Annotated in this window: 19 protein-coding genes; 12 read left to right on the forward strand and 7 right to left on the reverse strand. The window is 35.7% G+C overall.

Translation table 11 applies throughout. The features are described 5' to 3' along the window. Positions 1-31 precede the first annotated feature (31 nt). The 4 genes from AC2CGN_RS21205 (at position 32) to AC2CGN_RS21220 (ending at position 3,314) form a co-directional block, all read left to right on the forward strand. Positions 32-889 (forward strand): CvfB family protein, encoded by an 858-nt coding sequence (locus AC2CGN_RS21205; protein WP_283869817.1) that lies wholly within the window; start codon positions 32-34, stop codon positions 887-889. A gap of 165 nt (positions 890-1,054) precedes the next feature. Further along, complete coding sequence (locus AC2CGN_RS21210) at positions 1,055-1,969, forward strand: DUF1002 domain-containing protein (RefSeq protein ID WP_286926292.1); 915 nt, start codon at positions 1,055-1,057, stop codon at positions 1,967-1,969. A gap of 109 nt (positions 1,970-2,078) precedes the next feature. Then, positions 2,079-2,360, forward strand: a complete 282-nt coding sequence (locus AC2CGN_RS21215) for a GNAT family N-acetyltransferase (protein ID WP_054771020.1) — start codon at positions 2,079-2,081, stop codon at positions 2,358-2,360. 642 nt (positions 2,361-3,002) lie between these two features. Further along, positions 3,003-3,314, forward strand: coding sequence for a hypothetical protein (locus AC2CGN_RS21220; RefSeq protein WP_283869815.1), 312 nt, complete (start codon positions 3,003-3,005; stop codon positions 3,312-3,314). A gap of 16 nt (positions 3,315-3,330) precedes the next feature. Here the strand turns inward: AC2CGN_RS21220 and AC2CGN_RS21225 are convergent, their stop codons facing one another. From AC2CGN_RS21225 to AC2CGN_RS21235, 3 genes are all read right to left on the reverse strand, one after another. Next, a complete protein-coding gene (locus tag AC2CGN_RS21225; protein ID WP_429983242.1) occupies positions 3,331-4,473 on the reverse strand; it encodes an MFS transporter in 1,143 nt (380 codons plus the stop codon). A gap of 121 nt (positions 4,474-4,594) precedes the next feature. Further along, entirely contained in the window at positions 4,595-6,115 is a 1,521-nt protein-coding gene (gene scpC / locus AC2CGN_RS21230) for a succinyl-CoA:acetate CoA-transferase ScpC (protein WP_286926294.1), read from the reverse strand. A gap of 319 nt (positions 6,116-6,434) precedes the next feature. Then, on the reverse strand, positions 6,435-7,085 hold the full coding sequence (locus AC2CGN_RS21235; protein WP_054609424.1) for a LytTR family DNA-binding domain-containing protein: 651 nt from the start codon (positions 7,083-7,085) through the stop codon (positions 6,435-6,437). 504 nt (positions 7,086-7,589) lie between these two features. Here AC2CGN_RS21235 and AC2CGN_RS21240 point away from each other — a divergent pair. The 4 genes from AC2CGN_RS21240 (at position 7,590) to AC2CGN_RS21255 (ending at position 10,746) form a co-directional block, all read left to right on the forward strand. Then, a complete protein-coding gene (locus tag AC2CGN_RS21240) occupies positions 7,590-8,384 on the forward strand; it encodes a helix-turn-helix transcriptional regulator (RefSeq protein WP_283869812.1) in 795 nt (264 codons plus the stop codon). Positions 8,385-8,561: 177 nt separating this feature from the next. Further along, a complete protein-coding gene (gene yidC / locus AC2CGN_RS21245; protein WP_283869811.1) occupies positions 8,562-9,323 on the forward strand; it encodes a membrane protein insertase YidC in 762 nt (253 codons plus the stop codon). Between the two features lie 55 nt (positions 9,324-9,378). Then, positions 9,379-9,630, forward strand: coding sequence for a hypothetical protein (locus AC2CGN_RS21250; protein WP_429983241.1), 252 nt, complete (start codon positions 9,379-9,381; stop codon positions 9,628-9,630). Positions 9,631-9,972: 342 nt separating this feature from the next. Further along, complete coding sequence (locus tag AC2CGN_RS21255) at positions 9,973-10,746, forward strand: M15 family metallopeptidase (RefSeq protein ID WP_429986230.1); 774 nt, start codon at positions 9,973-9,975, stop codon at positions 10,744-10,746. 52 nt (positions 10,747-10,798) lie between these two features. Here the strand turns inward: AC2CGN_RS21255 and cls are convergent, their stop codons facing one another. The 3 genes from cls to AC2CGN_RS21270 all read right to left on the reverse strand — a co-directional run bounded on the left by cls (position 10,799) and on the right by AC2CGN_RS21270 (position 14,532). Beyond that, positions 10,799-12,256, reverse strand: a complete 1,458-nt coding sequence (cls, locus tag AC2CGN_RS21260) for a cardiolipin synthase (RefSeq protein WP_286926297.1) — start codon at positions 12,254-12,256, stop codon at positions 10,799-10,801. A gap of 139 nt (positions 12,257-12,395) precedes the next feature. After that, positions 12,396-13,187 carry a YwqG family protein gene (locus tag AC2CGN_RS21265; protein WP_429983239.1) on the reverse strand — a complete coding sequence of 264 codons (792 nt, stop codon included), beginning with the start codon at positions 13,185-13,187 and terminating at the stop codon, positions 12,396-12,398. Between the two features lie 184 nt (positions 13,188-13,371). Further along, the gene (locus AC2CGN_RS21270) at positions 13,372-14,532 is read right to left on the reverse strand and encodes an MFS transporter (RefSeq protein WP_429983238.1); all 1,161 of its coding nucleotides are present in this window, start codon (positions 14,530-14,532) and stop codon (positions 13,372-13,374) included. Positions 14,533-14,977: 445 nt separating this feature from the next. On the opposite strand from AC2CGN_RS21270, the gene AC2CGN_RS21275 reads away from it, so the two are divergent. Further along, on the forward strand, positions 14,978-15,115 hold the full coding sequence (locus AC2CGN_RS21275) for an Lmo0850 family protein (RefSeq protein ID WP_166672133.1): 138 nt from the start codon (positions 14,978-14,980) through the stop codon (positions 15,113-15,115). Between the two features lie 73 nt (positions 15,116-15,188). Here AC2CGN_RS21275 and AC2CGN_RS21280 read toward each other — a convergent pair whose 3' ends face one another. Next, the gene (locus AC2CGN_RS21280) at positions 15,189-16,376 is read right to left on the reverse strand and encodes an FtsW/RodA/SpoVE family cell cycle protein (RefSeq protein WP_286926301.1); all 1,188 of its coding nucleotides are present in this window, start codon (positions 16,374-16,376) and stop codon (positions 15,189-15,191) included. Between the two features lie 219 nt (positions 16,377-16,595). On the opposite strand from AC2CGN_RS21280, the gene AC2CGN_RS21285 reads away from it, so the two are divergent. The 3 genes from AC2CGN_RS21285 (at position 16,596) to AC2CGN_RS21295 (ending at position 19,937) form a co-directional block, all read left to right on the forward strand. After that, on the forward strand, positions 16,596-17,348 hold the full coding sequence (locus AC2CGN_RS21285; RefSeq protein WP_429986228.1) for a hypothetical protein: 753 nt from the start codon (positions 16,596-16,598) through the stop codon (positions 17,346-17,348). A 133-nt stretch (positions 17,349-17,481) separates the two neighbouring features. Then, positions 17,482-18,561, forward strand: coding sequence for a D-alanine--D-alanine ligase (locus AC2CGN_RS21290; protein WP_429986227.1), 1,080 nt, complete (start codon positions 17,482-17,484; stop codon positions 18,559-18,561). Between the two features lie 11 nt (positions 18,562-18,572). Continuing rightward, complete coding sequence (locus tag AC2CGN_RS21295) at positions 18,573-19,937, forward strand: UDP-N-acetylmuramoyl-tripeptide--D-alanyl-D-alanine ligase (RefSeq protein ID WP_429989477.1); 1,365 nt, start codon at positions 18,573-18,575, stop codon at positions 19,935-19,937. Positions 19,938-19,943 lie beyond the last annotated feature (6 nt).

Consider the following 19,943-nt stretch of genomic DNA (forward strand, 5'->3'; position numbering starts at 1 on the left):
AAAATGATGGTGTGGAGGAAAGGAAGACAATATGAACGAATTAAAATCAGGTGAAGTTGTTACGTTAACAATATTAGAACAACAAGCATCGAGATGGATTTTAACAAATGGAGTTAAAGAACTGCCTTTAAATGCTTCAGAGGTAACAGAGCCACTTGCTGTAGGTGATCGCCTTGAAGTATTTTTATTTGTAGATCGCCGTGGAGAATTGGCTGCTACAACAGCCATCCCGTCTTTTGTACAGGGCGAGTATGGTTGGGCTCGTGTCCTGAAAGTGGTAGAGCGTGAGGGTGCTTATGTAGATATCGGTACTTCACGTGAAGTGCTAGTAAAGGCTGAGGACTTACCTGCATTAAAAGAGCTTTGGCCAATACCAGGAGATCATTTATTTATGACATTACGTACCGATCGCAATGGTGAGTTATTTGGACGCTTAGCAACAGAGGAAAAGGTTTCTGAGCTATATGAAGGTGCATTTGAAGAGATGCATAATAAAAATGTAACAGCACGCCCTTATCGATTGCTGCCAGTTGGTTCGTTTTTACTAGGTGTAGACATTCCTTACCGTATTTTTGTCCACGAATCAGAACGTAATACAGAGCCACGACTTGGACAAGATATAGTTGTACGAATTATTGATGTAAAAGATGATGGTTCCCTGAACGGCTCTCTATTACCACGTAAACATGAACGTATTTCTGATGATGCACAACGAATTCTAAATTATCTACAAGAGGTTGGGGGTAGAATGCCATTTGGCGATAAATCCTCCCCAGAAGAAATTCAGGAAATGTTTAATATGAGTAAAGGTGCTTTTAAACGTGCAATAGGGACTTTAATGAAAGCTGGTAGGGTAAAACAAGAAGATGGCTGGACAGAAGAAATATAATGTTTTGTTCCTAATGTAAGGTGTGGTAGATAATTTCCATACGAAGTAAAGAAATGGACGAGAGATACGATTGAAACCTTCTCGTCTTTTTTTCGTACTAATTATTGTATAATGACATACATTATACAGGCCAAATGAGTTTTCGAGCGAAAGGGGTCGCACAATTTGAAAAAAGCATGGATGAAAATACTAGCCGCAACGATGTTAGTATTTGCTGTGATGGCACCAACAACAGGCTTTGCAGCCGACAATACGCCTCCAAAAGCAATTGATGAAAAACTAGGTGTTCCAATTGTTGTATACGGTGCAAACTTATCTGAAGATGAAAAAGAGTCCGTTAAAAAATCTTTAAAAGTGAAGGAAGAGCCTGAAATTGAAGAAATTACTGTATCAGGTGAAGATTTAGTTAAATACATTAAAGATAGTAATTCAAGTTCCCGTATGTATTCCTCTGCAAAAATTACACGTAAAAATGCAGGAGAAGGCTTGGTCATTGAGATTGTTACGCCATCCAATATTACACAGGTGACATCAGAAATGTATGCGAATGCAATGCTAACGGCAGGTATTGAAGATGCAACTGTACAGGTGGCTGCACCAAAAGCAGTAACTGGACATTCAGCGCTTGTAGGAATTTATAAAGCTTATGAAGTAACAACAGGTGAAACACTTGACATTGATCGTACAGATGTAGCGAATGAGGAACTCTCAGTGGCTACTACTCTTGCAAAGTCAGCAGGGGTTGATGATGCTAAGGTTGCGAAGCTCCTGACAGAAATTAAAAAGGACATTGCAGAGTTAAAGCCAGCGACTCGAGAAGATGTTGAAAAAATTGTAAAAGAGCAGTTAAACAAACTTGATATTAATTTAAGTGAAAAAGATCAACAATTACTTGTTGATTTAATGGACAAAATTAGTAAATTAGATATTGATTTTAGTAAATGGTCTGAACAACTAGATGATATTAGTAATACCATTAAGGAGAAATTCGGGTCACTTATGGAAGATGAAGGCTTCTGGACAAGTGTAAAAAATTTCTTTGCAAATTTAAAAGATACGATTTCATCATGGTTTAATTAAATGATTCTGCAAAATTTCTTCAACATTGAAATCACCGAAATTCCTTATCTGCTATCTTTGAAAAAATAGAAACAGCTATGATACTATTGAAGAAAAGGAGTGGTGAGAAATGGAATTTCAATTGCAGCAATTGGCAGGAAATCAGTTTGCTTACATCTATGAGCAAGAAGGTGAGAAGTTAGCGGAAATTACATGGCAGCAAAATGGGCAAGTAATGGTCATGGATCACACTTATGTATCAGATAAATTACGCGGTCAGGGTGTAGCTAAAGAATTGTTAGATCAAGCCGCAGCATATGCTCGGGAGCATGATTACAAAATGGACGCTGTGTGCTCTTATGTAGTAGCGGCCTTTGAAAAATCAAACGCTTATGATGATGTAAAACAATGAAAAATAAGGCAATCCGCTTGGAAGATAAGCGGATTGCCTTTTCACTTTTTTCAAACTGCTTCTTACAATTGAATAACACTGTAGATTAATGCTGTTAAGAGGCCTGCTCCACCTATTAATGAAGCCATATCTATCCAATCGTATATTAAGTCTAAATTTTTCATATCATCACTCTCCTAATAAATAGTATTAATTCATTAATTCCCTTCGCTTGTCTTTTATAATCATAAATAGTTACAAAATTATTTTTCGTGTTAGAAAATATTTACGTTTTATCTTGATTCAGCAAATTTTACTGTGCGAAAGCGCAGCGACAAGAATACTTCCACCTCTATAGGAGTCGGATGAATGCGTTTTTTTTTCCTATTCAGTGGACGTACAAATGCCCATGAATTAGAGGAACTCAGGCTACGCTAGGGCGTTATTGATACAAAAACAGCTGGTAGGAGAATAATATATATTTGAAGTTATGACATATAATAAAGTAAGCAATTGAAGTAGTGAAAAGACTAAGCAAAGAGTACAGTTATTTCTCACTAATATATATGCGAATGCGTTAAAAAAAATTTATGTTTAGTCGTCTTGAAATAGGGAAAAGATAAACTACACAGCTAGTTTTTATAATTTTAGGAGGGATTTTTAATGGCAAAACGAAAAGGAAAAGGTGTTGTAATTGCAGGATTAGCAGGATTAGCAGCATCTTATTTAAGTAAAAAAGAAAACCGTGAAAAAGCATTAAATATGTTTAATAATGTAAGGTCGAAATTTGAATCGTATTTAAATACTTCAAATATTGATATGGATAACAGAGTTGCAGAGCGAGTAACTACTGAGGTAGCTACAGAGGCTGGGACTTCGCCAACGAAAATCGCTTCAAATGAAATGGTTGCTGAGGGCGGCGGTCATACAGGAGTTCATTTTTATAATGAACAAATTCAGGAGCAAGAGAAATAAAGCTAAAACCTTCTCATTAAGCATGAGAAGGTCTTTTGTACGGTATAAGAATCATACTAGCAAATACTAATAAGACTATTCCTGTAAAGATAAAGCCACTGACAATGCCTAATGATAGCCAACCAAGCAATGATGAGCCAAGGACAACACCTAGTGAGAAAAAGGCATAGAAGTAACCATATGCTTTACCACGAATATCAGCAGTTGTAGAGTCAATTAAAAGAGAGTTAATGGACGGGAATAAAAAGCCAAATCCAATGCCATAGCAGGCCATAGCTAAATAAAGCCATGTACTTGAATCAGCCTGGCTAATCAGTAATTGGCTTACGCCCATTAAGCCTATACCTAATGATAATGTCTTTATAGGGGCAACCTTATCAAAAATTCGGTTAGTGGGTAAAATAAACACAAGAACAGCAATAATTCCAAATGCACTCATCAATGTTCCACTTAAACGTGAATCAAAGCCTAAAGATTGCACTTTTAGGGGAAGTAGATAGGCAATAACACCCTGAGAGAACATTAAAAAAAATGCACCCGCAAATGCTTTCAATGTGCCTGAATTATTGAAAAATACACTTATTGGTATATGTGTACTAGGTGTAGATTTCTCCTTTTTAATTTGATTGGACTTTAATATAAAGAACGTAAGAATACCTAATAAAAGCATACAGCTGGCTGTAATATTGAAGACGAACGGTACACTAGTACGACTTGCTAAAATACCACTGAATGCAGGACCGATGATGGCAGCAATACCGACAAATGCACCAGAAATAGCACTACCTTTTCCTCTTTTTTCCTGTTCTGTTGCGTTAGCTAAAAATGTGAAGGCAGCAGGGACAATAAAACCTGCTACTAATCCATGAACAAAACGAACAATTAGTAAAGTAGTAGGATCCTCGACTAAATTGTAGAGAGAAAGAGATAGACCAGTTGTCAAAAGACCCAGAACTAAAATTACAAAAGGTCCCTTACGATCTGTTAAAAAGCCAGAAATAATATTACCAAATGTATTGGATAGAGAATACATACCTACTGCTAGACCGGTTAAAAAGGCAGATGCCCCTAATGATTCTGCATATGTACTCATAACAGGAAGCTGGGTAAAAAGATCAAAAAATGAAAAGAAAATAATGACGTAAATAAATTTTTTCATAGCTCCTCCGATGATCTATTATGTATTTACAAAATAACTAGATTTTATTATATCATTTTCGACAAAAAAGAACGTCTAATAAGTTTTTTCAACTTATTAGACGTTCGCGGAATCGCAGTTATTAAGCTTGAGCCACTTCTTTTTTCATTGTTTTGTTTTTAGCAAGATTTACATGCCAAGAAAGTGCTTCCTCTAAAATATGAGGCGTTTGATGGTTACCAGTTGCTTCTACAGCACGGTTATAGTAATCCCATAATTGCTCTTTGTAATCAGGGTGCGCACAGTTTTCAATAATTAAAGGTACACGTTCTTTTGGTGCAAGACCACGTAAGTCAGCAATACCTTGCTCAGTCACAATTACATCAACATCGTGCTCAGTATGGTCTACATGAGAAACCATTGGTACGATTGATGAGATTGCTCCGCCTTTCGCATAGGATTTTGTTACAAAAATACCTAAACGAGCGTTACGTGCAAAGTCACCTGAACCACCGATACCGTTCATCATACGAGTACCTGATACATGTGTTGAGTTTACGTTACCATAGATATCTAACTCAAGAGCAGTGTTGATTGAGATTAAACCCAAGCGACGGATAAGCTCTGGATGGTTAGAAATTTCTTGTGGACGTAAGCAAATTTTATCAGCATATTTCTCTAAATTACCATATACTTTTTTCTGTAATTCTTCAGTAAGAGTAATTGATGTTGCCGCTGCAAATTTAACTTTGCCAGCATCGATTAAGTTAAATACAGCATCTTGAAGTACTTCAGATGCTACAACTAAATCTTCGAATTCTGAATCAGCAAAGCCATCTAATACAGCATTTGCTACGGAGCCTACTCCAGATTGTAATGGCATTAATTGGTTTGTTAGACGACCAGCTTTAATTTCATCACGGAAGAAGTCTAATAGAATGTTTGCCATTGTTTGTGTTTCTTCATCTGGCGGAACGATTAATGAAGGAGCATCAGGCTCTTCCGAAATAACGATTGCTTTAATTTTAGCTGGATCAACTTTAATACCAATATCACCAATACGCTGCATTGCATCAGTCATTGGGATTGCTTCACGTTTACCTTGCTCTGCTGGTACATAAATATCATGGATACCGATTAAAGCTTCAGGGTGTGAAATATTTAATTCAATAATAATGTTTTCTGCGTATTCCGCAAAGATCGGAGAGTTTCCCACTGAGTTTGTTGGAATGATGAATCCATCTTCTGTAATAGCAACTGCTTCAAGAATTAAATATTTAATTGGTCCAATAATTCCTTGGCGAACTAATTCAGCGTTATGGGAAAGGTGAGCATCTACATATTGGATATCTCCAGAGTTAATTAAATTACGAATACCAGCGTCCCCTTGGAATGGTCCACGTTTACGGATAACACCAGCTTCAGCTAAGTATTTATCTACCTCTGGTCCTAATGATGCCCCTGTATAAACATCGATTTTGAAATTTTCGTTTTTAGCGCGCTCTACTAATGCCATAGGAACAACTTTTGCGTCCCCAGCACGAGTGAATCCACTCATACCAACTACATCACCGTCAGAGATAAGTGCTGCAGCTTCATCAGCAGTAACAATTTTACTTTCTAGTTCTTTTAAACCTAGGCGTTTTTGAACATTTGCATCCATTAAAAAAATCCTCCCCTAAAAAGTTTTGATGGAAACCGATTACAAAACTAGAAAAAACGTGCAAGAATTTTCTGTTTATTTAGTTGTAGTATAACTCCAACCATTTGAATAATACTATCACCAATTTGTCACAAAAACTTTAGGATAAGCATTAAATTGAGAAAAAATAGGAAAATCGAGCATAAATGTGAATTTTCGACAGAGAAAACGTTTTAATGTAGAGCTATACAATTTTTAGAGAAAACCTCATTCTAAAAATATAAAAATGAAATAAAAAGTACAGCGGGCGAATAAATTAAATGCTCGCTGTACTTTTTAATTAGAAACCTAAAGAACGACGGAAGTAACTTGCATAGCGCTGACTTACAGGAATACGAGTACCATCTTTCATGATTAATAAAAACGTTGAGTGTGAATCTGGTTGAATTTCATCGATATAGTCAATATTAACAATATAAGAGCGGTGACAACGAATGAATGAGTCAGGTGCTAAAAATAACTCTAAATCACTTAGGTTTAAGCGGTGGTAGCCTTCACGACTCATAGTTTTAACAAATGTTTTTCGGAGCTGTGTTTCAAGATAAATAACTTGATCATGTTTAATCGGGTACCAACAATCATCTATCTTGATTGTGATGTAGTTCGTTAAAAATGCTGATGGTTTTTGTGGGAAGATCGCAGTAATAGCCCCCTTCGTTTCGCCTTCCTCCATAAGAGGAATACTCATGCCGTAGTAGGCTACGCCAAATACATCCGGCTCAATATAAGAGCTAATTTTTTGCCCATAGCTTAATGCTTTGTGGGCTGCTGAGCCTTCTTTAATTGGATCACCCGGCTTGATTTTTAAATCAACTTTCTTGCTTGGCTGGTAATACAAGTATTCGTTCGTGTCGGAAATTGCGATTGAAGTATTTTCGGGAAAGAACTCCTTAATAATCTCCATAATCTCTTCTATTTGTTTTGGATCCACTATTAACACCTCGTCTAAACTTTTAAAAATAGTATTATCATCTATTTTACTACATATTCGTATAAATTATATAGAGAAGATTTCGGAATAAAAAAGAGATATGTTGATTGTTGAAAAAAAAACGTGCAAAGTACCTAGCATAATTTGTCACAAAATTTAATTAATTACTAATTTTTTTTAATATGTATATGGTAAAATTTAATTGTGCGAAATAAGTTTACGAGGTTTCTACTGTGCATATATGATAAATTAGAACTAGAGTGCAGCGTAAAATGTGGTTGAAAGGAAATCGCAGAATATGGTAAAATTCACTGTATAGTCTATTTTTTTAAAAACTGGTGTTTTAGTTGGGTTATTTTTAAGTTGTATTCAATATATATTTGTGAAATAGGACTCAATTCATACAATAAATAAAGAGATACTATTTTCTTATTTAAAATATGTAATTTGATGTCTAATTTTGTAAAAGTAATTCGTGCAATCTGAGGAAAGATGGGGAAGATTATGCAACTACATCAACATTCTATGTCAGAAACGATATCAAAAAGATACTTCCAGGAAATCGATAATATTAATCAATACATCGGTGTAGAAGAATTTTTTAATATTGAGTCGAAATTAATATTTGAAATTTACCATTTAGAATCTGCAAAGGCTAAGAAATCTTTGCATGAGTTAATTGATATTCTTTCAATACGTTTTGGCAAGCAAGTGATTAAAATGGTTCGAAGTTATTTTTCTGTGCTGTCGTCAATTGTTGCACGTAAATTGCTAGACAATCAAGTTCCTTCGAAAAAAGCCTTTGCCTTTAACATTGCTTGTAATGATATGATTGAAAATCAGATGAAAGACGCTGAATTTTTACAATTCGCTGATGATTTAATTGATTTCTTTGTCTATTTTATCGCAGATCGCAAGCAACCGACTTTCCGTCATCAGACAGTTAACAAAGTGATTATGTATATAAATGATGAATTAGAAAATGACCTAACAGTTGAAAGCATCGCAAATAACTTCCATATTAGTACTAGTCACTTATCACGTATTTTTAGAGAACATGTCGGTATTACACTAGTTGAATATTTAAATGTTCGCCGCGTAGAAGAATCGCAATATTATCTACGACATACAAATAAAAGTATCACTTCTATTTCAGATCAATTCCATTTCTGTAATCAAAGCTACTTTACTCGTATTTTCAAAAAATACACTGGGGTTACTCCCAAGCACTTCCGTGATGAGCTACATCATGAGTTTTATCGTTTTGAAATGGCAGAGACTGAGCTTCAGAATGTTTAATGACATTAATAAATAAGGTATGAATGAATAGGATGCGGACGTGTTAGCGATGCTAAAGCTCGCATCTTTTTTATGCTCTGGCAATAATGAGGTAATTAGGAGCACCTTGCTATTTGATAAAGATAGACTCAATAATGTATACTTCATTTTAGTTGATAAATAATAGTAGGTGGAAAAATGAAAAATTTGAAGCTATTTTCAATGCTTGGACTTGTCGTTTTTGTTCTTAGTGGCTGTCAAGCTGTGCAAAACAAAGAAGGTTTTTTCTATAGTATTTTTGTGAAGCCTATGGAATTTTTATTGGAGTTTTTCGGAAATACTATTTTTTCAGGTAGCTATGGTCTGGCGATTATTGCTATTACAGTGCTGATTCGTTTAGTTTTAATGCCGATTATGTTAAAAAATTATCGTCAGCAGCAATTAATGAAAACGAAAATGGACGCGTTTAAACCTGAAATGGAAGCTGTTCAGAAGAAAATGAAGGAAGCAAAGACAAAAGAAGAGCAAATGCAGCACCAGCAAGAAATGATGGCATTATATCAAAAGCATGGCATCAATCCACTAAACATGGGATGTTTACCAATGTTAATTCAAATGCCAATTATCATGGGTCTTTATTTCTCAATTTTATACTCAGCTGATGTGAAATCACATGAATTTTTATGGTTTAGCTTAGGATCACCTGATATTGTTATGACAATTATTGCGGGGATTGTGTATTTAGTTCAAGCCCGTGTGTCATTATGGACAGTACCAGAGCAACAAAAAGCACAAATGAAAATGTTTATTTATATTTCACCGATTATGATTGTCTTTATCTCGATGTCATCTATGGCTGCACTACCACTGTATTGGTCTGTCAGCGGTGCTTTACTGATTATTCAAACCTATATCGGTCGAAAGTATTATTCGGAACATCCAGAAAAAGCAAGTTCATAAATTATTCTATGTCGAGGCGCCTTAGTAGCCTCGATTTTTTTAGGAGGACAACAGGATGAACATTAAATGGCTATCATCTATTTTAGTGGCACTTTTTAGTATTGTAGCTATAGTATTTATCATTATGGGGAATTTTAATTTTGCAGTACTGGCAATGACGATTATGTTTGCTTTATCTAATGGTTTCAGAGCTAAGAGCTTTAAAGAACAGGGCTATTTGAAAGAAGCGAAATGGATGAAGTATATGGCTATTTTTTTCTCTATTGCTTCTATAATTGTCATAATTATCATTCTTACTGACAAATAAACTAAATTAATAATCTATAGTGCACCCTAAATTGTGAACAGTGCTAAAATGAGATTATACCAATAAAGTCGGATACAGTTAATTCAAATGTACCTGCAAGAGTTAAAATGTTCAGTACTAGGTAAGGCATTCCTGAATATCAATTTCTATAGAGGTGGGAGTCTTCTGTTCTGCGGCTCCGCTACGCTTACGCGCAAAAAAATATCTGCGGCTGCCGCTACGCTTACGCGCAAAAAAATATCTGCCGCTATGCTTTCGATGCAAAAAACATTTGCTGAATGAAGATAAAAGGGATATTTAAAACCACATAGTACTTGAAAAATTACAAAAGGGGTAAAAATAGTGAAAAAAAGTCGTCTATTACTCATTATTGGTGCTATCATTTCAGTAGCACTAATTGTTTCTATTTTCGTAGTTTATAACTATAAAAATAAGCAAGTAAGTAATGAACCAGAGAAGCAGTCATTAACAACCGAACCAACAAAAAATGATTCAGTTGCAACGGAAGAGCCGAAAAAAACAACAGAAAAGCCTTCGGAACCAGAGCAACAACCTGATGAAAATGGATATTTACCAAATCAAACATTACCCACTGAACCTACGTATATTAATGGTATTTTACTAGCAAATAAAATATATCCACTCCCGTCTACCTTTGCGCCAGGAGAAAATAAGGAAGCACGTCAAGCATTAGATAAAATGCTAGCTGCTGCTAAAAAACAGGGTTTTGATTTTGTGGCATTTAGTGGCTATCGGTCCTTTGACTATCAAACAACATTATATAACAATTATGTGAATCGTGATGGACAGGCAGCAGCAGACCGGTATAGTGCCCGACCAGGTTACTCAGAGCATCAAACAGGTTTAGCCTTTGATATTGGAGAGCGTGGCAAAGAGAATCTATGGCTGACTGAGGAGTTTGGAGAAACACCAGCAGGGCAATGGTTATTGACAAATGCCCAAGATTACGGATTTATATTACGATTCCCAAAAAACAAGGAAGATATTACTGGGTATATGTATGAATCATGGCATTATCGCTATGTGGGTGTAGATATTGCAAAAGAAATTAAGAAAAAAGATATAACTTTAGAAGAATATTTAGGTGTAAAATAAAAGAAGGGTAGCTACCTCATAGTTATGGGGCTAGCTGCTCTTCTTTTTTGTTTTACAATATAGGTGTTAGTAGGCGAGAAATGGATTCTTTAAATTTTATTAAATTGGAACGGTTCTGATACATTTCCCATGTTAATTCGGTACAATCAAAAATATCCTTTTCAAATAGCTCAGCTAGCTGGTGTGAAATGGTTGGGTCATAAATGAATGCATTCACTTCAAAATTCAAACTGAAACTTCGAACATCAATATTGGCAGTTCCAACAGTAGAGGCTTCATCGTCAATAATAATGGCTTTCGCATGAATAAAGCCTTTTTCATAAATATATACTTTTGCTCCTGCACGCAATAATTGTCCAACATATGAATAAGTAGCCCAATAAACAAACATATGATCAGGCTTATTCGGAATCATAATACGTACGTCAATACCCGATAATGTAGCAATTTTAATAGCATCTAAAAAGCTAACATCAGGAATAAAATATGGTGTTTGAATATAAATGTATTTTTGGGCCATGTTAATAAGCTTTAAATAGCCAATTTTAATCTGTTCCCAGTCAGAATCTGGCCCACTTGAAACGATTTGTAGACCTACATTGCCCTTTTTTGGGATAGCCGGAAAGTATCTATCTGAATACCCCATTTTTTGCTGTGCACATGCCTGATTCCAGTCTAATAAAAACCGTGTTTGTAGTGGATGTACAGCACTACCCTCAATACGTAAATGTGTATCTCTCCAATAGCCAAACTTCTTTTGTAGGCCTAGGTACTCATCACCTACATTAAAGCCACCAATAAAACCAATACGTCCATCAATAACAACGATTTTTCGGTGATTTCTAAAGTTTAAACGAGGGTTTAGAAGGGGGAAGATGGATGGGAAAAATACTTCTACCTCGCCACCTGCATTAAGTAATTCCTTGAAATGGCGCCTTTTAACATTTCGGGAGCCCATTTCATCATATAAAAGACGAACCTTTACACCTTGTTTTGCTTTTTTAATCAGCTTATCGACAATACGTGTACCTAAGTCATCTAAACGAAAAATATAATATTGGATATGGATATGATCCTTTGCTGCTTCAATATCTTTTAGTAGCTGTTCAAATTTATCTGCACCATCGTCAAAAATTTTAATGGAGTTGTCCTGCGTTAGCACTGCATTATTTGTTTTCAGATGCATATAAATCATTTCTTTATAATTTTCCGCATTCTCGATACGAAACTCGAATGTATCATCTCGAATCGCATCCATTTGATAGCTGATAAGATTATCGATCCCTATATCCTTCCGTCCTTCCCAACGGAATAAATGCTTTTTTCTTAGCTGTCGGCCAAGAAGTAAGTATAGAATAAAACCAGCTAATGGAAGGAAGAATAGTACGAGAATCCATGCCCATGTAGAAGTAGCATCTTTACGTTCTAAAAAAATAATTGTCAATGCTGCTAAAATATTTACAAACATAATTAAAGGTACTAGATATTCCACATCTGTAAAAATGCTCATTCCTGCACCTGCCTTTACTATATTTCACAATATATCCTAGTATAGCTTACTTCATTGGTGGAAAGAAGAGAAGAAATTTATCTGTAGGCACAAAAAAGGATTACTCCGGAATATGGAACGAAGTAATCCTAAAAAATGATTAGTAATGCTCCCATTGAAATAAAATATCAGAAAAATCCTTTTGAAGTAGCTTTTCACGATTGATAAAAAATTTCCCTACACCACTATCTGCCCACATAATACCGAGTTCATCGTTTGAGTCAATTTGAAGTAACAAGACATCATAGCGTTGAAGGAGCTTTGATTCATGACGGATATCATCCTCTAAAAAATAACCATAGCCACCAATTTTAGCACCGGCTCCTAAAAAATGTTGCAGATAAATTTCCTGTAAATCAATATCCACCTGTGAAGGTATTAAATTAGGCAAATAACGTATAGCGCGATAATCTAAAGCTGATACAGGTTCCTGTGATGGTCTGAATTGTAATGCTAATTCTTGACGAATAGGGAACCAATCTTTTGAATATGTTATAAATTCTTGTTCAGGCATTGCCACTTCAGAATTTACAGTAGGGTAAAATCTAATTTTATAAAACTGCTGAAAAATGTCTTCGTGGTAATGATCTGCATTCACAAAAATATTCGACGAAATATAAAACTGAAGAATACCTTGAGTTGGAAAATCCCTTAGTGGTGGCATTTCAGCAAAGTTGATTTGCGCTAATAGCCGCATTGGCTCACCTGTAATGTCTTTAGGATATGTCTGATAATACGGTAAATACGGTACACCAGCAAATTTACTTTCTGTTAAGGTCGTTGAATGCTTATAAGGTGTAATAATCATGGATGAAAGCAGTGTATTTTCAATTTCGAAACGAAGCAATTCTAGCTCTTTTGGAAGTAAAAGATTTGTGGTTTTATTCATCATGCAGAGCCCTCCGTTATTCCTCTTAAGCAGTAAATTATTTCTTATCAGTTCTTTATATTAGAGATTCTATGAATTTATAGCTTTAGTAAAGTATCATCTGAACAGTGTTATGGTTTATTTGAATTTTCTATGCCTTTAGGTATTATTTATGTTTCGTATTATGTTACGGCTTTTTTTGAACATTTTATTCAAGCCGTAAAGATTTATTTGAAGCTTTATAGATAAATATGATACTTATTGAAATTACAGCTATTGCTGCTGAAGTATAATAACCAAGGCTGGATTGCACTGTGAATAGCCAAGTGAAGAATAATGGACCTAGAATGCGTCCTAGATTATCCATGGAATAGGAAAGACCTGCAGCAGTTCCGTATTGGCCTCCTGATTCTTTCGATGACAGTGATACAACACACGTTCTTGCAAGTGCATTGCCTGCAGTAAAGACAGAAAGGGCAAGACCAGCCATAAATAAGTTAGCTGTTAAAGTGAATAATAGCATACCGATAGCAGTTACGATTTGGGCACCTATTATCCAGGCTGTCTCACTCCCATTTTTAATTCTTCTTACAACCCCACCTTGAATAGCTGCATCTACAAAACCACTAAACATAAATAAATAACCAATTTGTAATGGGGTAATTTGAATGCGATCGATTTGAAACAGCTGGAATGTAGCCTCTACTCCAGCCAGCATAAAAGTAACTAAAAAAGAGAACATAAACAAATAACGCACTCGATATTGCAGCATTTTTCCAGCGCCTTTTGGCACAATGGCGCGTTTATTTGTATCTTTTCGTTTTTCAGGTTCTTTTAAGACGAAGCTTGCATAAATAAATAATAGTGCAATTAATAGTGCTGAACTAGTAAAGGGTAATTGTAAACTATAGTGGCCTAGCATACCACCGATTGCCGGACCAAAAATAAAACCAAGCCCGATGGACATGCCCATTAGACCCATATATTTATTGCGTTCTTCCTCACTTGACATATCACCAACGAAGCCTGTTACTGCTGTATATAATGCGCCTGAGAATAAACCACCCACAACACGCGAAACGTATAAAATTACTAGATTATCTATAAATAAAGAGAAAATTACAAAGCTTAAACTAAAACCAACTAGACCCATTAAAATAAGCTGTTTACGTCCTACCTTATCAGAGAGCACGCCCCAAAGTGGTGCAGTGAAGAAACTTGCAAGGGAGTAAACTGTTAGTAAGCCGCCTACATGTAATTCGTCCCAATTATGCTGAACAATAACCTCTGGTAAGACAGGTATTATAATCCCAAATCCTAAATACACGAGGAATTGAACAGACATTAATAATAAAATTGCTTTTTTCATACAGTCCCTGCTTTCATACGATATTTCAGTATATATATTCTACCTCTCTTGAACTTGTTATTACAAGAAAACGGAAGGTAGAACATTGGAAGAAATCAGTAAAAGTTGTTTTCTCTCTGAACTTGTACACTTCCAGGTCAATAGGTGGCGGCGAGTACATGCACTTGTCTAAGTTTTTATATCCATTGTCATATAGAATAGGAATTTAAATTTAGGGTATACTACTATAGGGTATATAAATCAAGTTTTATTTTTTTGATTTGGTGGTAATAGTGTAGGGAAGAAAAAATTTACATTGTAACATAAATGAAAAATTTTAAAGGTAAGTTAAGTGGTATGATAAGAAGTGATATACTCGTCGGACATCATACACGTAGAAAGAAAAATGAAACTTTTTTGGAAATAAAACGTTATATTAATTCGAGGAAAGATTGAGGTGGAATGTATGAAAAAAGAAGTAGATTTGAAAAAGATTGTTTCGAATTTATCTAAGTTGGGTGTAACAGCCACTGTAACAAAGTCTCGACTTGAACTTTTAAAAGTGCTCACACCACCAACGCAAACACCGCAAGTTCAAGCTTAACTCGTACAAATGAAAATGGGTAGTCTCTCTGTAACGGAGACTACCCATTTTCATTATCTAAATAAGTTTGATCTCAATCATCTTCATCATGAGTAGTAAACATGTAGGTACGATAGTGGAAGCGCATGCTAAAGACCAGACCGATAGCGAGGGCGTTCCCCATTAATGAACTACCGCCATAACTAATAAAAGGTAGAGGAATACCTGTTATCGGTAATAACTGAATCGTCATACCAATGTTTTCAAATACGTGGAACGTAATCATGGCAATAATTCCAGCACATACATAGGTTGAAAACGGATCTTTTAATAATAACGTCGTTTTTGTTAAATGATAAATTAATAAGAAGAAAATACAGATAACAATACTAGCACCAACAAAACCCCATTCTTCGCCAATAACAGTGAATATGAAATCGGTATGGTTTTCGGCAACGTAAACTTCTCGTCCTCTGAAACCTTTACCAAAAATTTCACCAGAGCCAATGGCGTTGAGGGAAGTAATTAAATGATAACCTTCACTTGAAGAATACGAATAGGGATCTAACCACGAATAAATTCGGGCAAACTGATACGTCTTAAAGCCGAATGTTTTCTCTAAAAAATCCTGCATATAGAGCGCCATCCATAAAAGGGTGCCACCAGCGATAGCTCCACCAAAAAGGGTTGGTAAAATTATTTTCCAGGATATACCTGCTACAATAATGATCGCAGCTGTAATGGCAAAAAATACAAGGGCTGAACCAAGGTCAGGCTGTTGCATAATCAGTGCTAACGGAACTATCAATGTAGCAGCAATTTTTGCTAATAATATAAAATCTGTTTTTAATGACCGTAATGAATAAAATTCATGATGCTTACTAATAAGACGGGCAAGTGCTAAAATGTAAAAAGTTTTCATAAATTCAGAGGGCTGCATATTTCCCATTGGAGTATGATACCAGCTTTTTGCACCGTTTACAGGTTCACCTATTTGTCCTTTGCCTTCAGGCATGAAAATAAGAAGTACTAACAGAGCGATACCTGCACCATACATATACCATGACATTTTTTTATATTGATCAGGCTCAAAAAACATAACTATACCAATTATTATTGCACCAATTACGTACCATTGTAGCTGTTTAGGAATATAGTTGATGCCGTACTGCCCGGATGTTTGTGCCGATGCAATGGCTAGCAAACTAATGACCAGGAAGGTAAAAAGTATAAAAGCAAGCGTCCAATCAAAACGATTCGCGAAATTTCGTTTATTTTCCATACAAGCCACCTATTAAAATAGTATCTCTTTATGAGTAAATCTGGTTTTATCCTATTTACTAAATAAGAGTAGTTGAACATCCATGCAATAGCATGTTTAACATTCACATTATAACGCAAAAAACACTTTTACGCCTGTGAATATTGTTAAGACGATATTTAACATAAAATGTTTCAAAAAATTCAAGATTAGTCTTATAATGTAGTGAAGAATGGGGTGATGATTGTGGCTAAAAAATTGAAGTCAGCCGAGGATTTTATGTTCCATATTTATGTTCATATGAATGATGTCGATAAATTTGTCATTTTTAGCGGTCTGAAATTCTCGCAATTTGTGGCTGCTCTTGAACCACTGCATCACTTACTGTTATTAAAACATTCCTATGAAGACGGTTCTTTTAATATGCATACACAGTTTGATTATATACCCGACGGAGAAGTACCTCAGTTTGTAAAAAAAGCTGCGGAGTCTAAGGAATTATGCTGGGTAGATTTTATGGATGAAAAGAGGCTAGACCAATTAACGCCGATGGAGCAAGGGGAATTGTTGTATATAAGTCATAAAAAGGAACCCATTACTTCGCCTTTTTTTAATAAATTACAAAATAGATTTGTTTACTACTCTTCTGACCTAGAAAAAATGACTAAAATTTATTTTCGTCATTTAAGTGATTGGGACTTACTGATGGCTAATGTATTTAACAGTTTAATTCGAGAAAAAGAACGAAGCTCAGGCTTTTGGCGAAGGAAAGTGAAATCAAGTATTCCTTCTATTTCTCCTGAATTTTTACGTGCCTACCGGTCTTTTGCTAAAGATGGAGCACTATTGTCACTGTATAGAATTGAAAAACCAAAATTAGCCTATGGTATTGAAATTCGAAACCTATCGGAATATTCATTCCCAGATGAAGTGTGGGATGATTTAACCACAATTTTGAAAAATGAGCACGATGAATTGATTTATATTATTTAGCGATTCTTTCTACACGTAGAATGAATATAAACTTAAATCTCACCGTCAAAAATACGGTGAGATTTTTATGTCATTTGTCAAGACATTTCATGATAAACTAATAGTACTCAAGAAGTATGTGGAGGGCACAAAAATGAAAAAAAGAATCGGTTTATTATACGGCGGAAAGTCAGCAGAGCATGAGGTGTCATTGTCGACGGCTCGTGCAGTCACTGGAGCTTTGAATTTCGAGGAGTATGAAGTATATCCGATTTTCATTACACCTGAGGGAGAATGGCGTCGAGGTGAACGTCTAGAAAAACCCGCAAGTACAATTGAAGAACTACAATTTGGTGACGAAGCCACGATTCTAGAAAATAATATTACAGATTTCCTAATTGATAAAAACGGAGAAGCTACACAGTTTGATGTTATTTTTCCGCTGTTACATGGTACAAATGGGGAGGATGGAACTGTCCAGGGGTTACTTGAAGTTCTGAATTTACCGTATGTTGGTAATGGTGTGCTAGCTTCATCAGCAGGCATGGATAAAGTAATCATGAAGCAATTATTTGAAATTGCTGGCTTACCTCAAGTGCCGTATACGTACTTCATTCGTAGCGAATGGGTGAACGAAAAGCATACGATTTTAGCTCGCTGTGAAGAACAATTGAATTGGCCAATGTTTGTAAAACCTGCAAATCTGGGTTCAAGTGTCGGGATTAGCAAAGCAACTAATCGTGAAGAGCTGGTAACTGCAATTGACATAGCCCTGCAATATGATCGTAAAATTGTCGTTGAACAAGGAGTTGCAGCCCGGGAAATTGAACTAGCAGTGCTTGGAAATGACTTCCCAGAAGTTTCTGTACCTGGTGAAATTAAACCTATGACTGATTTTTATGATTACGATTCAAAATATAAAGATGGCTCAACAGCTCTTATTATTCCAGCGGAGCTACCTGCTGAAACAGTAACAAGCTTACAGGAGCTAGCAAAGCGTGCATTTAAAGCAATAGATGGAAGCGGGTTAGTTCGTGCGGATTTCTTTGTGACAGCTGAGAACAATATTTATATGAATGAAGTAAATACAATGCCTGGTTTTACCCCTGTGAGTATGTATCCGCTACTTTGGCAACATACAAATGTAAGCTATCCAGTGCTTATTGATCGTCTCATTACACTAGCAATCGAACGTTATGAAGAAAAACAACAGCTTCACTATAAAAAAGACTGAGTGGGATTATTGTGAAAAAAACATTAAAACAATTAGCTGCATGGTTAAATGATGGAGTACCAGCTTTTGGTGATACAGAAGTAACAGGTATTTCGATTGATACAAGAACGATTCAGCAGGGAGATTTATTCGTGCCATTTCGAGGTGAACAGACAAATGGTCATAAATTTGTTATGCAGGCCTTTGAAAAGGGAGCTGGTGCCTCCCTTTGGCAGAAAGATGAACCAAATCCACCTCAAGATGTACCATTACTATTTGTAGATGACCCAGAACTAGCCTTACAGCAAATGGCACATGCTTATAGAAGTGAGCATAAGGCGAAATTTATTGGGATTACTGGTTCGAATGGTAAAACGTCAACGAAAGATATTTTAGCAGGAGTGCTTACACCATTTTTTAAAGTACAAAAAACAATTGGGAATTTTAATAATCAGCTTGGACTCCCGATTACAATTTTACAGCTTGATGAAGATACGGATGTTGCAGTGCTAGAAATGGGAATGAGTGGCTTTGGGGAAATCGAATTTTTAACGAAACTTGCTCGCCCACATATGACGGTGATTACAAACATTGGAGAAGCTCATATGCAAGACTTGGGTTCACGCGCAGGGATTGCAAAAGCAAAATTTGAAATCGTTCAAGGGATGGCAGCAAATGGCGTGCTATTTTATGATGGAGATGAACCTTTGCTTAAAGAATTAGTTGAAAAAGAGCAAAATCTTCATGCGGTGGCATTTGGTTTAACGCCAGGGAACCTATTATATGCAGAAAATGTCGAAGCAACTACTAATGGCAGTAGCTTTACAGCACATGGTGTGATTGAAGGAAACTTCTTTATTTCAGTTCTTGGAAAGCATCAGGTGAAAAATACATTAGTAGCCATGTTAATTTCTCAAAAATTAGGTTTAAACGATGACCAAATTCGTGCATCCTTAAAACAAGTGACCCTCACAGATATGCGCATGCAGCAAGTGCAGGGAACAAATGGAGCATTATTTATAAATGATGCCTATAATGCTGCTCCAACATCTGTAAAGGCAGCTATCCAATTTATCGCATCTTCAACAATTCGTTCAGAAAAGTGGCTTGTGTTAGGTGATATGCTGGAACTTGGGCCAAATGAAAAGGTATTCCATGAGAATTTATCAGAGGATATTCAAGGTCAGGAAATTTCCTATGTTTGCTTGTTCGGTCCACGCATGGCTTATTTATATGATATTTTAAAAGAGCGTTTTGATGCGGAGCATTTATTATATGTTAAGGATGATTATGCCCCAATCATTGAAAAGCTACAGCAAGCTAACAAAGAATCTATTGTTTTACTAAAGGGTTCTCGAGGGATGAAATTAGAAACAATATTAAAGGCTTTTACGTGATAAATG

This window comes from Lysinibacillus sp. DFXJR4, from assembly GCF_057196045.1.

Coding starts and splice junctions, on each gene's coding strand:
- AC2CGN_RS21240 (WP_283869812.1), top strand. CDS start 7,590: ATGCAACTACATCAACATTCTATGTCAGAAACGATATCAAAAAGATAC.
- AC2CGN_RS21285 (WP_429986228.1), top strand. CDS start 16,596: ATGATTGTGGCTAAAAAATTGAAGTCAGCCGAGGATTTTATGTTCCAT.
- AC2CGN_RS21275 (WP_166672133.1), top strand. CDS start 14,978: ATGAAAAAAGAAGTAGATTTGAAAAAGATTGTTTCGAATTTATCTAAG.
- AC2CGN_RS21225 (WP_429983242.1), bottom strand. CDS start 4,473: ATGAAAAAATTTATTTACGTCATTATTTTCTTTTCATTTTTTGATCTT.
- AC2CGN_RS21215 (WP_054771020.1), top strand. CDS start 2,079: ATGGAATTTCAATTGCAGCAATTGGCAGGAAATCAGTTTGCTTACATC.
- AC2CGN_RS21280 (WP_286926301.1), bottom strand. CDS start 16,376: ATGGAAAATAAACGAAATTTCGCGAATCGTTTTGATTGGACGCTTGCT.
- AC2CGN_RS21220 (WP_283869815.1), top strand. CDS start 3,003: ATGGCAAAACGAAAAGGAAAAGGTGTTGTAATTGCAGGATTAGCAGGA.
- AC2CGN_RS21290 (WP_429986227.1), top strand. CDS start 17,482: ATGAAAAAAAGAATCGGTTTATTATACGGCGGAAAGTCAGCAGAGCAT.
- scpC (WP_286926294.1), bottom strand. CDS start 6,115: ATGGATGCAAATGTTCAAAAACGCCTAGGTTTAAAAGAACTAGAAAGT.
- cls (WP_286926297.1), bottom strand. CDS start 12,256: ATGAGCATTTTTACAGATGTGGAATATCTAGTACCTTTAATTATGTTT.
- AC2CGN_RS21270 (WP_429983238.1), bottom strand. CDS start 14,532: ATGAAAAAAGCAATTTTATTATTAATGTCTGTTCAATTCCTCGTGTAT.
- AC2CGN_RS21250 (WP_429983241.1), top strand. CDS start 9,379: ATGAACATTAAATGGCTATCATCTATTTTAGTGGCACTTTTTAGTATT.
- AC2CGN_RS21265 (WP_429983239.1), bottom strand. CDS start 13,187: ATGATGAATAAAACCACAAATCTTTTACTTCCAAAAGAGCTAGAATTG.
- AC2CGN_RS21205 (WP_283869817.1), top strand. CDS start 32: ATGAACGAATTAAAATCAGGTGAAGTTGTTACGTTAACAATATTAGAA.
- yidC (WP_283869811.1), top strand. CDS start 8,562: ATGAAAAATTTGAAGCTATTTTCAATGCTTGGACTTGTCGTTTTTGTT.